General features: G+C 50.4%; 12 protein-coding genes and 1 tRNA gene. 9 read left to right on the top strand and 4 right to left on the bottom strand.

Translation table 11 applies throughout. From position 1 onward, the window contains the following. The first annotated feature begins 129 nt into the window (after positions 1-129). Complete coding sequence (locus ACWKXX_RS13780) at positions 130-1,512, top strand: MFS transporter (protein ID WP_017694629.1); 1,383 nt, start codon at positions 130-132, stop codon at positions 1,510-1,512. Positions 1,513-1,523: 11 nt separating this feature from the next. Then, complete coding sequence (locus tag ACWKXX_RS13775; RefSeq protein WP_023302993.1) at positions 1,524-3,134, top strand: glycoside hydrolase family 43 protein; 1,611 nt, start codon at positions 1,524-1,526, stop codon at positions 3,132-3,134. 4 nt (positions 3,135-3,138) lie between these two features. On the opposite strand, the gene xynR is transcribed toward ACWKXX_RS13775, so the two are convergent. From xynR to argL, 3 genes are all read right to left on the bottom strand, one after another. Next, a complete protein-coding gene (gene xynR / locus ACWKXX_RS13770; RefSeq protein ID WP_032652348.1) occupies positions 3,139-3,897 on the bottom strand; it encodes a DNA-binding transcriptional repressor XynR in 759 nt (252 codons plus the stop codon). 217 nt (positions 3,898-4,114) lie between these two features. Then, entirely contained in the window at positions 4,115-5,119 is a 1,005-nt protein-coding gene (argF, locus tag ACWKXX_RS13765; protein ID WP_261665767.1) for an ornithine carbamoyltransferase, read from the bottom strand. Continuing rightward, positions 5,089-5,184, bottom strand: a complete 96-nt coding sequence (gene argL, locus ACWKXX_RS13760) for a putative translational regulatory protein ArgL (protein ID WP_213083700.1) — start codon at positions 5,182-5,184, stop codon at positions 5,089-5,091. The genes argF and argL overlap by 31 nt, the downstream gene beginning before the upstream one ends. A gap of 99 nt (positions 5,185-5,283) precedes the next feature. On the opposite strand from argL, the gene rraB reads away from it, so the two are divergent. The 7 genes from rraB (at position 5,284) to ACWKXX_RS13725 (ending at position 12,278) form a co-directional block, all read left to right on the top strand. Then, complete coding sequence (gene rraB / locus ACWKXX_RS13755; protein ID WP_023299202.1) at positions 5,284-5,709, top strand: ribonuclease E inhibitor RraB; 426 nt, start codon at positions 5,284-5,286, stop codon at positions 5,707-5,709. A gap of 47 nt (positions 5,710-5,756) precedes the next feature. Then, the gene (gene miaE / locus ACWKXX_RS13750) at positions 5,757-6,515 is read left to right on the top strand and encodes a tRNA isopentenyl-2-thiomethyl-A-37 hydroxylase MiaE (protein ID WP_261665766.1); all 759 of its coding nucleotides are present in this window, start codon (positions 5,757-5,759) and stop codon (positions 6,513-6,515) included. A 30-nt stretch (positions 6,516-6,545) separates the two neighbouring features. After that, entirely contained in the window at positions 6,546-7,268 is a 723-nt protein-coding gene (locus tag ACWKXX_RS13745) for a topoisomerase II (RefSeq protein ID WP_261665765.1), read from the top strand. Positions 7,269-7,374: 106 nt separating this feature from the next. Continuing rightward, positions 7,375-7,459: transfer RNA gene (locus ACWKXX_RS13740), tRNA-Leu, on the top strand. A 162-nt stretch (positions 7,460-7,621) separates the two neighbouring features. Beyond that, positions 7,622-8,875 carry a tyrosine-type recombinase/integrase gene (locus ACWKXX_RS13735; RefSeq protein WP_059385692.1) on the top strand — a complete coding sequence of 418 codons (1,254 nt, stop codon included), beginning with the start codon at positions 7,622-7,624 and terminating at the stop codon, positions 8,873-8,875. A 31-nt stretch (positions 8,876-8,906) separates the two neighbouring features. Next, positions 8,907-10,994, top strand: coding sequence for a retron Eco8 family effector endonuclease (locus ACWKXX_RS13730; RefSeq protein ID WP_094916123.1), 2,088 nt, complete (start codon positions 8,907-8,909; stop codon positions 10,992-10,994). Between the two features lie 177 nt (positions 10,995-11,171). Then, a complete protein-coding gene (locus ACWKXX_RS13725) occupies positions 11,172-12,278 on the top strand; it encodes a reverse transcriptase family protein (protein WP_059385951.1) in 1,107 nt (368 codons plus the stop codon). Between the two features lie 702 nt (positions 12,279-12,980). Here ACWKXX_RS13725 and ACWKXX_RS13720 read toward each other — a convergent pair. Beyond that, the gene (locus ACWKXX_RS13720; RefSeq protein ID WP_059385952.1) at positions 12,981-13,793 is read right to left on the bottom strand and encodes a hypothetical protein; all 813 of its coding nucleotides are present in this window, start codon (positions 13,791-13,793) and stop codon (positions 12,981-12,983) included. Positions 13,794-13,799: the final 6 nt, after the last annotated feature.

Genomic DNA, 13,799 nt, shown 5'->3' with positions numbered 1-13,799 from the left:
TTGGCGTCACAAAAGCGAAATAACGTAATTCAGAAATAAGATATGACCATTGCTGGTTAATTGAGCATCTCATTACACTCCATTAACACGATGTTGTAATTCAGCACACTACATAAGGGTGTAATTCTGATGACGCAATTAACCATGAAAGACAAAATTGGCTACGGGCTGGGTGATACCGCCTGCGGCTTCGTCTGGCAGGCCACGATGTTCCTGCTGGCCTATTTCTACACCGACGTGTTCGGTCTCTCCGCGGGCATAATGGGGACGCTGTTTTTAGTTTCCCGCGTGCTCGACGCCGTGACCGATCCGCTGATGGGGCTGCTGGTAGACCGCACCCGCACCCGCTACGGCCAGTTCCGCCCGTTCCTGCTGTGGGGCGCCATCCCGTTTGGCATCGTCTGCATGCTGACCTTCTACACGCCGGACTTCTCCGCGCAGGGCAAAATCATCTACGCCTGCGTGACCTACATTCTGCTGACTCTGGTCTACACCTTCGTTAACGTCCCGTACTGTGCCATGCCGGGGGTGATCACCGCCGACCCGAAAGAGCGTCATGCCCTTCAGTCCTGGCGTTTCTTCCTCGCCGCCGCTGGGTCGCTCGCCATCAGCGGCATCGCGCTGCCGCTGGTCAGCATCATCGGCAAAGGGAACGAGCAGGTGGGCTATTTCGGCGCCATGTGCGTGCTGGGTCTGAGCGGCGTGGTCCTGCTTTATGTCTGCTTCTTCACCACCAAAGAGCGCTACACCTTTGAAGTGCAGCCTGGCTCGTCGGTGGCGAAAGATCTTAAGCTGCTGCTGGGCAACGGCCAGTGGCGGATCATGTGCGCCTTCAAGATGATGGCGACCTGCTCCAACGTGGTGCGCGGCGGGGCGACGCTCTACTTCGTGAAATACGTGATGGATCACCCGGAGATGGCGACCCAGTTTTTACTCTACGGCAGCCTCGCCACCATGTTCGGCTCGCTCTGCTCGTCTCGTCTGCTGGGCCGCTTCGACCGCGTCACCGCCTTTAAGTGGATCATCGTCGCTTACTCTCTGATTAGCCTGCTGATCTTCTTCACGCCGGCGGAGCATATTGCCCTGATTTTCGCCCTCAACATCCTGTTCCTGTTCGTCTTTAACACCACCACGCCGCTACAGTGGCTGATGGCCTCTGACGTGGTGGATTACGAAGAAAGCCGCAGCGGGCGACGCCTGGACGGGCTGGTGTTCTCCACCTACCTGTTCAGCCTGAAGATTGGCCTGGCAATTGGCGGGGCAGTAGTGGGCTGGATCCTGGCGTACGTGAACTACTCCGCCAGCAGCAGCGTGCAGCCGGTCGAGGTGCTGACCACCATCAAAATTCTGTTCTGCGTGGTGCCCGTGGTGCTCTATGCGGGCATGTTCATCATGCTGTCGTTTTATAAGCTCACCGACGCCCGCGTGGAGGCCATCAGCCAGCAGCTGATCAAGCACCGCGCGGCGCAGGGCGAGGCCATTCCCGACGCCGCGACAGCCGCATCCCATTAACCGGAGGCAACATGGAAATCACTAACCCGATACTCACCGGCTTCAACCCGGACCCGTCCCTGTGCCGCCAGGGCGAGGACTACTACATCGCCACCTCGACCTTCGAGTGGTTCCCGGGCGTGCGCATCTATCACTCCCGCGACCTGAAAAACTGGTCGCTGGTCAGCACCCCGCTGGACCGTGTGTCGATGCTGGACATGAAGGGCAACCCGGACTCCGGCGGTATCTGGGCACCGTGCCTGAGCTACGCCGACGGCAAATTCTGGCTGCTCTACACCGACGTGAAGATTGTCGATTCGCCGTGGAAAAATGGCCGCAACTTCCTCGTCACCGCGCCGTCCATTGAGGGGCCATGGAGCGAGCCGGTCCCGATGGGCAACGGCGGGTTCGATCCGTCCCTGTTCCACGACGACGATGGCCGCAAATACTACCTCTACCGCCCGTGGGGGCCGCGCCATCACAGCAACCCGCACAACACCATCGTGATGCAGGAGTTTGACCCGCAGACCGGCACCCTCTCGCCCGAGCGCAAAACGCTGTTTACCGGCACGCCGCTCTGCTACACCGAAGGGGCGCATCTTTATCGCCACGCGGGATGGTACTACCTGATGGTTGCCGAAGGCGGCACCAGCTACGAGCACGCCGTCGTGGTGCTGCGTGCAAAAACCATCGACGGGCCGTACGAGCTTCACCCGGACGTGACGATGATGACCAGCTGGCACCTGCCGGAGAACCCGCTGCAAAAGAGCGGCCACGGCTCGCTGCTGCAAACCCACACCGGGGAGTGGTATATGGCCTACCTTACCAGCCGCCCGCTGCGCCTGCCCGGCGTGCCGCTGCTGGCCTCCGGCGGACGCGGCTACTGTCCGCTGGGGCGCGAGACCGGCATTGCCCGCATTGAATGGCGCGATGGCTGGCCGTACGTGGAAGGCGGCAAGCACGCGCAGCTGACCGTGAAAGGCCCGCAGGTGGCGGAGCAGCCTGGCGCCGCTCAGGGTAGCTGGCGGGATGATTTCGACGGCAGCACGCTTGACCCTGAATTGCAGACTCTGCGCATTCCGTTCGACGACACCCTCGGCTCGCTCACCGCGCGCCCCGGCTATTTACGGTTGTACGGCAACGACTCGCTCAACTCGACCTTTACCCAGTCGACCGTGGCGCGCCGCTGGCAGCACTTCACCTTCCGGGCCGAGACGCGGATGCAGTTCTCGCCGGTGCACTTCCAGCAGAGCGCGGGGCTGACCTGCTACTACAACAGCAAAAACTGGAGCTACTGCTTTGTGGACTACGAGGGGGGGCAGGGCAGAACGATTAAGGTGATCCAGCTTGACCACAACGTGCCGTCATGGCCGCTGCACGAGCAGCCGATTCCGGTGCCGGAACAGGCTGAGAGCGTCTGGCTCCGGGTGGATGTGGATAGGCTGGTCTACCGCTACAGCTACTCGTTCGACGGCGAGACGTGGCATGCCGTGCCGGTGACGTATGAGGCGTGGAAGCTGTCGGATGACTATATCGGCGGGCGCGGCTTCTTCACCGGCGCGTTTGTGGGACTGCACTGCGAGGACATCAGCGGCGACGGCTGCCACGCTGACTTCGACTACTTCACCTACGAGCCGGTCTGACGGCTCAGGCCGGGTAGCCCAGCGCGCGTGAGAGCTGGAGCCCGGCCTGCTGAAGCTGCTCGCGGAAATTAGCCAGCTCTGCGTCGTCCACGCGGGAGGTCAGCGTCGACAGGCTCAGGGCGGCAATGACGCGGGACTCGTGGTTCCACACCGGCACCGCCACGCAGCGCACGCCCTGCTCGTTCTCTTCGCTATCCAGGGCGTAACCCTGCTCGCGGGTCTGCGCCAGGGCACTCATTAAGGCTTCGCGAGAGGCAAGGGTAGAAGGGGTATAGGTGGTGTACTGATAGCCCTCCAGCAGGGCGTTCAGCTCGGCCTCGCCCAGCCAGGCAATCAACACTTTGCCGATGGCGGTGGCGTGAACCGGCAGGCGGCGGCCGATGCGCGAATAGGCGATGGCAGCGAGCTTGCCTTCAATCTTCTCGATATAGACCCCTTCACGCCCGTCCAGGATCCCCAGATGGGTAGTCTGCCCGGTTCGCCGGGACAGCTCCGTCAGCCAGCCTTTCGCCTTCTGCCGAATATCCATCGAGCCCACGACAAAATGACCGCGCTCGACCAGCTTCATGCCGAGGCGATACTTACCGTTTTCCGGGTTCTGATCGATATAGCCGTGAAGCTGGAGGGTTTTCAGCAGCGAGTGGAGGGTACTCTTGCTCAGCCCCATCAGTTTGCTGATGTCGGTGATCTTAAGTTCGGTGGCCTGCTCGTTGAACAGGTCGAGGATCTGCAACGCACGTTCAACAGACTGAATAATCGGCATAATGCTGGTATGTCCACGCTGGAATTAAGGCGAAAACGTACCTTTTTCGGGGTGAAAAATCAATTGAGTAGAGCGGGTTGTGGGAGAAAGGGCATCAGCCGCATCGTCGCCTGATTTGCCCGGCGGCGCTGCGCTTGCACGGGCCTACGGGCTGGGTTTTCTCCCTCTCCCTGTGGGAGAGGGCCGGGGTGAGGGCACCAGCGCTCAGAGGACCCAATCACTCCCCAAGTGTCGCCACCATCACCGCCTTAATCGTATGCATCCGGTTTTCCGCCTGGTCGAACACGATGCTCGCCGGCGACTCAAACACCTCGTCCGTCACTTCCATCCCGCCGTGCAGATCGAACTCTTTCGCCATCTGCTTGCCGAGCGTGGTCTGGTCGTCATGGAACGCCGGCAGACAGTGCAGGAACTTCACGTCCGGGTTGCCGGTGAGCGCCATCATCTGCGCGTTCACCTGATACCCGCGCAGCAGCGCAATCCGCTCCGCCCACTTCTCTTTGGCTTCGCCCATCGACACCCACACGTCGGTATAGATAAAGTCCGCGCCCTTCACGCCCGCCGCCACGTCTTCCGTCAGGGTGATTTTCCCGCCGTGCTTTTCCGCCAGCGCGCTGCACTCTGCCACCAGGCTCTCTTCCGGCCAGCAGGCCTTCGGGGCCACCAGGCGCAGATCCAGCCCCGTCAGCGCCGCCGCTTCCAGCATCGAGTTGCCCATGTTGTTGCGCGCGTCGCCCGCGTAGACCAGCGTCATCTCGTTAAATGCCTTGCCCGGCAGGTGCTCCTGCATGGTCAGCAGATCCGCCAGCAGCTGCGTCGGGTGGAACTCGTTGGTCAGCCCGTTCCACACCGGCACGCCAGCATACTGCGCCAGCGTCTCGACCACTTCCTGGCCGTGGCCGCGATACTGAATGCCGTCGTACATCCGCCCGAGCACCCGTGCGGTATCCTTAATTGACTCTTTATGCCCAATCTGGCTGCCGCTCGGCCCTAAATAGGTAACGCGCGCGCCCTGGTCAAATGCGGCAACTTCGAAAGAGCAACGTGTACGGGTCGAGTCTTTTTCGAAGATGAGCGCGATGTTTTTGCCAGTAAGCTTTTGTACTTCCTTGCCCTTTTTTTTATCGGCTTTGAGCTGTGCGGCAAGGGTCAGCAGAGAAGTGAACTGTGCAGGGGTAAAGTCGAGCAATTTCAGAAAGTGTTTCTTGTGCAGATCAGACATTTTATCCTCGCATGGCGAACGCCACTTATTGAATTAAAATTCACTTTATATGTGTAATTATTCATTTGCAACCCCGTTTCACAAATCTTTCCAACAAAGGTGGAGGCAAACCCGTCCGTGTGTGAAAATAGAAGTATCTGCCGCACTTTAAAGAGGATTGAGCCATGGCAAACCCGGAATTACTGGAAGAGCAACGCGAAGAGACGCGTCTGATTATTGAAGAACTGCTGGAAGACGGTAGCGATCCGGACGCGCTGTACACCATCGAACACCATTTCTCTGCGGACGACTTTGAAGCGCTGGAAAAAATGGCCGTGGAAGCCTTCAAGCTGGGTTACGAAGTGACCGAGCCGGAAGAGCTGGAAGTGGAAGAGGGCGACACCGTCATCTGCTGCGACATCCTGAGCGAAGGCGCGCTGAAGGCGGAGCTGATCGACGCGCAGGTGGAACAGCTGATGAACCTGGCCGAGAAGTTTGAAGTGGAATACGACGGCTGGGGAACCTACTTCGAAGATCCGAACGGAGAAGACGGCGAAGAAGGCGACGACGAAGATTACATCGACGAAGACGACGATGGCGTGCGTCACTAAGCGTTTCAGGCGGTGGCGCGCGCCACCGCTTTTTTCAAGGCAGAACCATGGATTACCCGCAGATACTCGCCCCCGTACTCAACTTCCTCCAGTGCCCGACCCCGCAAGCATGGATTGATAAAGCCCGCGACCCGGCGAACCTGCCGCTGCTGCTCACCGACCACATGGTGTGCGAGCTCAAGGCCGCCCAGACCGCGCTGCTGCTGGTGCGTAAATACGTCGCCGACGAAAGTGGTGCCGACGCGCTGCTCGACTGGCTCAAACCTTACGAACAGTTCACCTTTCGCGACGGCCCGGAGCCGGACTTCATCGCCCTGCACAAGCAGATTGGCAAAAGCGTGATGCCCAAAACCGACGACCCGTGGGGCCAGGCGCTCATCGACAGCATGGTGCTGCTGATTAAAGAGGAGCTGCACCATTTCTGGCAGGTGCGCGAGGCGATGCTGGCCCGTGATATTCCGTATGTCAAAATCACCGCCAGCCGCTACGCCAAAGGGATGCTGAAGGAAGTGCGCACCCACGAACCGCTGACGCTGATCGACAAGCTCATCTGCGGCGCCTACATCGAAGCCCGTTCCTGCGAACGCTTCGCCGCGCTGGCCCCGTTCCTCGACGATGACTTACAGAAGTTCTATCTCTCGCTGCTGCGCTCGGAAGCGCGCCACTATCAGGACTACCTGATGCTGGCCCAGCAGGTGAGCGACGACGATATCTCACCGCGCATAAAGCTTTTTGGCGAAATTGAAGCCACACTTATCTCGACACCGGACCACGAGTTTCGCTTCCATAGCGGCGTGCCGGTGTAAACCGGCACAACTCAAGGATAAGGATGCGAGATGAAAAAAACGTGGACCCGTACCGTGATGGTTGTTGTGGTGGCCGCCGCCGTGGCGTTCTGGGTGTTCTTCGACAGGCAGCGCGCTCCGGAACGGCAGATGGATTCCGCCCTTAACGCGATGCCCGCCTGGCAGGTGATTAAGGAGCAGGAGCCCGCGCTGCATCAGCGCATTCTCGACCAGATGGCCGCCCTGCAAAAAGCGGGCGAGCCGGAGCAGCAGATTATCGACACCATCCAGCCGCAGATCCTGCATCTGCAGATGTCGCGCCTGCAGAACGCCCCGGACGCCAACGTGGTGAACTACATGACCATCAACATGGAGCAGACCGCCGCCATCCAGAAGGTGAGCGACGACGCCTGCTTCCGCTTCCTTTACCCGACGGTGAAGGGCGGCGTGAACCCGATGCGCATGCTGGATAAAGACCTGATGACGCGGCGCATGCAGGCCGACGCCGACATGATGCGTGCGGCCTACGGCAAAAACCGCCACACCGTGACGCAAGCCGAACGCGAGGCGGCTGTCGAGGATGTGCGGCCGATTATGAAACAACTAGCCGATAAGTACGGCGAGGACATCCAGCTGTTGCAGATGCCGGAGAAGGCGGTGGGCAAGGAGAAGCTCTCCTGCGATATGGTGCAGGAAATGTGGGCGAAGGTGCTGGCGCTGCCGGAGCAGAAGGCGGCAGGGGTAATTCGGCTGGCGGTGTCTGAGCTGGAGTGACGAAGGGCGCTGGTTTTTTGGGCACTTAGCGCGGGTTTCGCGCGTCGTCGCTTGCATGGCGGCGCGCGACAGGTATAATCCACAACGTTTCCGCATCCCCTTCAGTGCCGAAGTGGCGAAATCGGTAGACGCAGTTGATTCAAAATCAACCGTAGAAATACGTGCCGGTTCGAGTCCGGCCTTCGGCACCATTAGTACTTCCAAGAACATCCGACAAAGTCCAATTATCCCTTAAAAATCAGCGCTTGCAGCGATTTTACGTCCTGAGTTGTACGAGGTTGTCCGTTGAAATCCGGATGTCATTGGGGGCATAATTGGGGGCATCTTAACTTCGATTAGAAATGTGCCCCCAAATGAAGCTCAACGCCAGACAGGTCGAGACCGCAAAGCCAAAAGACAAAACCTACAAAATGGCCGATGGCGGCGGTTTGTATCTCGAGGTTTCGGCCAAGGGCTCTAAATATTGGCGCATGAAATACCGACGCCCCTCTGACAAAAAAGAGGATCGCCTCGCTTTTGGTGTTTGGCCTACGGTAACGCTTGCTCAGGCACGAGCAAAGCGTGATGAAGCTAAAAAAATGCTAGTGCAGGGCATTGACCCTAAAGCTGAACAGAAAGAAGCTCAGGCAGAGAATTCGGGGGCATATACTTTCGAAATCATTGCCCGCGAATGGCATGAAAGTAACAAGCGATGGAGTGAAGACCATCGATCGCGCGTTCTTCGCTATCTTGAGCTTTATATCTTCCCTCATATCGGTTCGTCCGACATTCGCCAGCTCAAAACCAGTCACCTGTTAGCCCCGATTAAAAAAGTTGATGCCAGTGGTAAGCATGACGTAGCTCAGCGCTTGCAACAGCGCGTCACGGCTATTATGCGTTATGCAGTACAGAACGATTACATCGACTCTAATCCAGCCAGTGACATGGCCGGGGCGTTATCGACAACTAAGGCGCGACATTATCCCGCTTTACCCTCCAGCCGGTTCCCTGAGTTTCTTGCTCGTCTTGCTGCATATCGTGGCCGTGTAATGACACGGATCGCAGTCGAGCTTTCCTTACTAACTTTCGTGCGCTCCAGTGAGTTACGCTTCGCGCGTTGGAATGAGTTCGACTTTGATAAATCTCTCTGGCGCGTACCAGCAAAACGAGAAGAAATTAAAGGCGTGCGTTACTCGTACCGTGGCATGAAGATGAAAGAGGAGCATATTGTTCCGCTTAGTCGGCAGGCGGTGATTTTGTTGGATCAGTTAAAGCAGATTAGTGGTGATAAAGAGCTGCTTTTTCCGGGTGATCATGACGCAACTAAAGTTATGAGCGAAAACACAGTAAACAGCGCATTACGTGCGATGGGATACGACACGAAAACCGAGGTCTGCGGGCATGGATTCAGGACGATGGCGCGTGGTGCGCTAGGTGAATCAGGATTATGGAGTGAGGATGCAATAGAGCGACAATTAAGTCATTCGGAACGTAATAACGTGCGTGCTGCATATATTCATACTTCCGAGCATTTAGACGAGCGTCGCCTGATGGTACAATGGTGGGCGGACTATCTGGAAGAGAATACACATAACTATATAACACCTTATGATTTCGCTAAAAATTAATTATTTTCTCAGTGCATGCGAAGGAGAGTAGATGAGCATTAAATCAATCAGGATTGAAAATTTATTATCTTATGATACGTTAATAATAAATAATATTAAAGATTTAAATTGTGTAATTGGGAAAAATAATGTAGGTAAAAGCAATTTATTAAAACTATTGTCCTTTTTTTACAAAAAAATCGATAATATTAAATGCATACCTCCTGAGTTACATTCAAATTATAGTAGTCATGGAAGTATTTCAATACAATATGATTTAACAAGAATTAAAAATATAGTAACTTCAAAAAGAAAAGGAAAAACAGATTTTTTTAAACATATATACAACACCTTTTTTAAAGGTTCACCAATGGGGGTTGAGAAAGATTTTTTCACTAACAGAATCAATGACACAACTTTTACGCTTAAATTGACAATCCATAGTAATAATGCATTTTCTTGGTCAACCAAAAATAATTCTGAAATAGATTTGATTGGCTATTTATTTCCATTTTTTGAAATAGAAACTAGGCATATAAATTTGTATGATTGGGATAAGTTATGGGATCTAATTAGCAGATTGAAGTCGTTCAAAGTAGATGGGGTTAAAAAAGAAGAAATTATTGATTTCTTGAATGAAAAAATCTCTCCTAATAGTAATGCATATAAGGATTTCACCTCTAAAATTCAGGATATAACAAAGGTATCATCCTATAGCTATAGAGAGAGGGTATTAAACTATGTAAAAATTGGGTTAAATGGTCAAACGTTTAATGTTGGCGGTAAAGACCTTACTACTCAATCGGATGGAACAAATTCTTTAGAATATTTATCACTTTTCTTAAAGCTTTTAGTTTCTTTAACTCGGAGAGAATACATTTCACCAATAGTTTATATTGATGAGCCTGAAATTGGGCTTCATCCTAAGGCGAATGAAAAACTAATCTATGAGCTTTATCAATCTTATGAATCTTTCAAAAAAACAAAAGAATCCTTTGAAAAGGGTAAATATGCAACTCCGTTGCCAAAAATTTTTATCGCAACCCATTCAGCAAATATAGCCAAGCATATTATCAAATATTTTAAAGATAATCATCAGATACTTCATTTTAGGATTGAAGAAAATCATACTCGCGTTGGTGTAATGAAGTCTACATATGAAGATAGGCGTTTTTTAAATATCTTTAATGATAATGAAGCAAGATTATTTTTTAGTGATATTATCTTATTTGTTGAAGGCGATACTGAACTGGAAGCGTTCTCAAACTTTTCACTTTCTAAAAAATATCCTCACATGAATAATGTGGAACTTTATCAGGCAGGATCAAATGTATATCTTGAAAATTTAAATCCGAACAGGTCAAAATTATCAATTCCGTATTTTTACCTATTTGATAGAGACAAAACGTTACAATACGAGGTTACTAAGCGGCAGTGTAAAGTAATGCTTCAGGGAAATGGGGGGTTATTCAGTTTAAAACCTGAGAAATTAGACTCTGAAATAGAATACTATATGAAGGGATATAGTTCTGAATACAGGGTTCAAGTTTCAATCTTGAATGATATTAAATCTTCAGAAGGAAAGGTTCTATCTTTTAATAATAAAACGTTAGACTTTGATAATATCAGTAAAGCATATGTGAATAAACTTGTTGATAATATAGATAGTTATTTATCAAATAAGAATATTATAGTGTTAAGTAGCACTTTTGAAGAGTGCTTAATAAATGAGAATTCGCTTCCATTGTTTTTACTTTGGCTTCATCATTCCAATGGTATAGATGTCGATAACATACTTAAAAACTTAGAGGGGCTAACATATTTCAATTACAGAACTCTTGCTACTTATTTACGGTTGATTTTTAATGGAAAGGCAACAACTGGTTTAGTCTATAAACATCTAAAAAACAAAGACTTTAAACTTGGGCAGCGTTTATTAAATATTGTCGAAAGAGAAATTCAGAAGAAGTGTTTTTATACGGGGAAAACTGGTGGATGGGTCACTTCATTTCTTGATTTCGCTATAGCCCATCTTGAATTGGAAGCAGCAAAAACATCTACATCGTTTGATAGTAAATTTTCTTTAATTTTCCCAGAGTTTTATAGTATGATAGATAAGCTTCGTCTCGATAGAGGGTAAGGGGCCATGAAAATGGTTCAAGATCTGATTCGTCAGACTTGACTAGCCCTAATAAAGACCAGTTCCTCCTACGATGTTATGATTATCTTGGATGAGCTTTTAGTTTCACTGCCCGTGAAAAGTTGTTCTTGGTATCGGGACGAAGCACATTTTATACATTATTAGGTTGCTACTATAATGCATATTATCGATAAAAATTTGTTCAAAACTCAAATTGCACCAAAGGATCTTTTGGAGGATGATGTCATTCCATCGATTCCATATTCTAGCGTGCTCGAAAAAAAGATAAAAAAAAGATACATATATGCTTTAAAAAATAAATCCCCTGCATTGCTTGCTCAGCGAAATTTAATTGAAGTGTTGTTACGAAGAATTGATTTAAATGATAGTGCAGTAGGTTTTAGGAAGGGCGCCTGCTATTTGAATTTTCTTGAGCCTCACTCGAATAACTATCACTTCCTTCGTTTCGATATAAAAAACTTCTTCCATTCAATTGACGAAAAGTTGCTGAGGGATTGCTTTTCATCATATTTTAAAGACGAGTGTATTGACCCCAAAAATAAGCAAAAATTAATTTCATCATTCCTCAATTTGATATTGTTTCATGTCGGCAGTTCCTTTGGGAATGATGATGATAAAGGAAAAAGAATTTTACCTGTTGGCTTTCCTGCGTCTCCGTTCGTATCAAATATTTTTCTTCGTAAAATTGACATAATTATCCAAAGAACATGTGCGCTGTATAATATAACATATACTAGATATGCCGATGATATGCTATTTTCATCCTCTCGCGCTGACAAGTACATTCATTCGGATTCTTTTGAGCATGAAATTAAAGTGATTCTTTCATCACATAAATTAAAGGTAAATGAGAAAAAAATTGTTAAGGCGAAGCATAGGATATCTCTAAATGGATATGTTATCCAATCCTCTTCATTGACAAATAGGAAGAATGTTAACGATATAAGTGGTGTTTTTATTTCAAACAAGAAGATAATAAAGTTAAAAAAAATCATCCATGAATTTAATAAAAAGCCAGTAGATTACACTAAAATCATGGAGGGGATTTTTAGGGAGAAAATAAAGCCTGATAATTTTGCTTTCCCGATAACTAGAGCGTTTAAACAAAAATTTTATAAAACCCAGGTTCGTAATAAGCTTTGCGGCTATCGTGCTTATTTAATATCGTTCATAAAGTTTAACCTCAGATATGATTGCATTCCTGATGAGAAAATAGAGTCATATTCAAAAATGATTGATGAAATTGACGCTATTATTAAGTGATAGTTGGTTGAGGGATATTTTTGCACTGTAAGATGACTTTATCAATATAGTTTTGCGCAATACTTACGCCAGCACGCTAGCACGCAGGGGGCACTTTTAATACAGGTGTAATGGTGTTCTCAGGCTGCCCCAAGACTGGCGCTGTAGTGCAGGGACGGGAAAACGCATGTAAAACCATGCCCCCTTTGGATGCATGGCTTAATTGAGGGAAATAACTGGATTTATATAGGTTGTTTGACGGGCTGCTGCACGGTCAGCGTGGCGACGGAGATAAATCCCGCTCTGTTTAGTGGTGATTTTGTCACCATTATTAACTCACTAAGCAGCAACAGGCCTGAAATGCTTTCTGCCGCGTAATTCTGCTCTGGCCAGCTGCTCTTCACCCTAGTAACTTGCGTTTCGACAGCGCCCCAAAGCGGTGAGATTTACCCCTATCTTGACCCTGTCGGCTCCTCGGGATTTGAATGATCAACACCATTTAATCCCACAGCGCGCACTCGTAGCCCCGCCACGCCTGCCCGCTTTATGGAGTGGTTTTCATGCAGTTGCATGATAGGCTCTTAACCGCGCCTAATCTGGCCTGAGAAGTAAAAATGCAAGTGCATATAGTCATGCGATTTCATGCAGTATAGGCATGCACTCATGCTACAGACATCAAAAAACCCGGCACTGGCCGGGCTTAAGTGAGCTTTTCTGTTCAGGTCAGAACAGCTTTCTTTTTTTTCTGTCGTCATGTGATCCTGATACCGGTGCTGAACCGATCAGACTCATCACGTCGTCCCGGAATCTCAACGGCAATATTTCATTCGTCCACTTCAGCATTAGATTCAGGATAAATTCACGATACAACGTATCTGCATCATTTGTCCCTTCAATAATGCCCGGTATATGCGCTGAGCTATTCCGCTCAAACTGTCTGTACTTCATCCTGAGCAGGCTGCTCAATTCGGCACCGTGGAAAATAAAAAAATCTCGTAAAAGCTCATCGATACGCTCCTCAGTGATGCCATGATGGCAGTTTATATAGACGTTTGCCTTACGCGCGGTCGCTGCAGCCAGTACCGGCAGCTGCTCTTCTTTTTCAGTAATCAGCCCGGCCAGTTCTGTGGCTGTTTCCTGTTGTTCCAGATACTCAGCCCGGAGAGCTTTCATCTCCGGCGTTACGATGCCGCCGCTCTGGTTAAGCAATTCCCTGAACTGCGCCCGATTGTCTTTGCTGACCTGCTCAGTTTCGGTCTGATGCTGGCGCAGAGCCCGAAGGTTCTCAATGGCTGCTTCTTCGGCCTGTCTGGCCTCCACCCAGGTCTGCATTTTTTTGTAAAGGTCGATAATTCGGGACTGCCATTCCGAGGAAAGGCTTTTTGTCAGTTTTTCCGTCTCGCGGGCTATTTCATTTGCAGGCAATCTCATGAGCCAATCCGCATCCTGAAGCGGTTTTTTTGCCCTCGCGAGAAGTGTTACTACATGTCCGGTTGCGGCCTGAATCTGGTTTTCCGTCAATTGTTGTTCTGTCATATCGTT

The organism is Enterobacter sp. UPMP2061 (assembly GCF_053709615.1).
The sequence above is the reverse complement of the archived record's forward strand: the minus strand, read 5'-3'. Positions and strand labels throughout refer to the sequence as shown.

Excerpts from the sequence above, each read along its gene's own strand:
- ACWKXX_RS13780 (WP_017694629.1), top strand. The coding sequence starts at position 130 with ATGACGCAATTAACCATGAAAGACAAAATTGGCTACGGGCTGGGTGAT.
- ACWKXX_RS13775 (WP_023302993.1), top strand. The coding sequence starts at position 1,524 with ATGGAAATCACTAACCCGATACTCACCGGCTTCAACCCGGACCCGTCC.
- xynR (WP_032652348.1), bottom strand. The coding sequence starts at position 3,897 with ATGCCGATTATTCAGTCTGTTGAACGTGCGTTGCAGATCCTCGACCTG.
- argF (WP_261665767.1), bottom strand. The coding sequence starts at position 5,119 with ATGTCTGATCTGCACAAGAAACACTTTCTGAAATTGCTCGACTTTACC.
- argL (WP_213083700.1), bottom strand. The coding sequence starts at position 5,184 with ATGAATAATTACACATATAAAGTGAATTTTAATTCAATAAGTGGCGTT.
- rraB (WP_023299202.1), top strand. The coding sequence starts at position 5,284 with ATGGCAAACCCGGAATTACTGGAAGAGCAACGCGAAGAGACGCGTCTG.
- miaE (WP_261665766.1), top strand. The coding sequence starts at position 5,757 with ATGGATTACCCGCAGATACTCGCCCCCGTACTCAACTTCCTCCAGTGC.
- ACWKXX_RS13745 (WP_261665765.1), top strand. The coding sequence starts at position 6,546 with ATGAAAAAAACGTGGACCCGTACCGTGATGGTTGTTGTGGTGGCCGCC.
- ACWKXX_RS13735 (WP_059385692.1), top strand. The coding sequence starts at position 7,622 with ATGAAGCTCAACGCCAGACAGGTCGAGACCGCAAAGCCAAAAGACAAA.
- ACWKXX_RS13730 (WP_094916123.1), top strand. The coding sequence starts at position 8,907 with ATGAGCATTAAATCAATCAGGATTGAAAATTTATTATCTTATGATACG.
- ACWKXX_RS13725 (WP_059385951.1), top strand. The coding sequence starts at position 11,172 with ATGCATATTATCGATAAAAATTTGTTCAAAACTCAAATTGCACCAAAG.
- ACWKXX_RS13720 (WP_059385952.1), bottom strand. The coding sequence starts at position 13,793 with ATGACAGAACAACAATTGACGGAAAACCAGATTCAGGCCGCAACCGGA.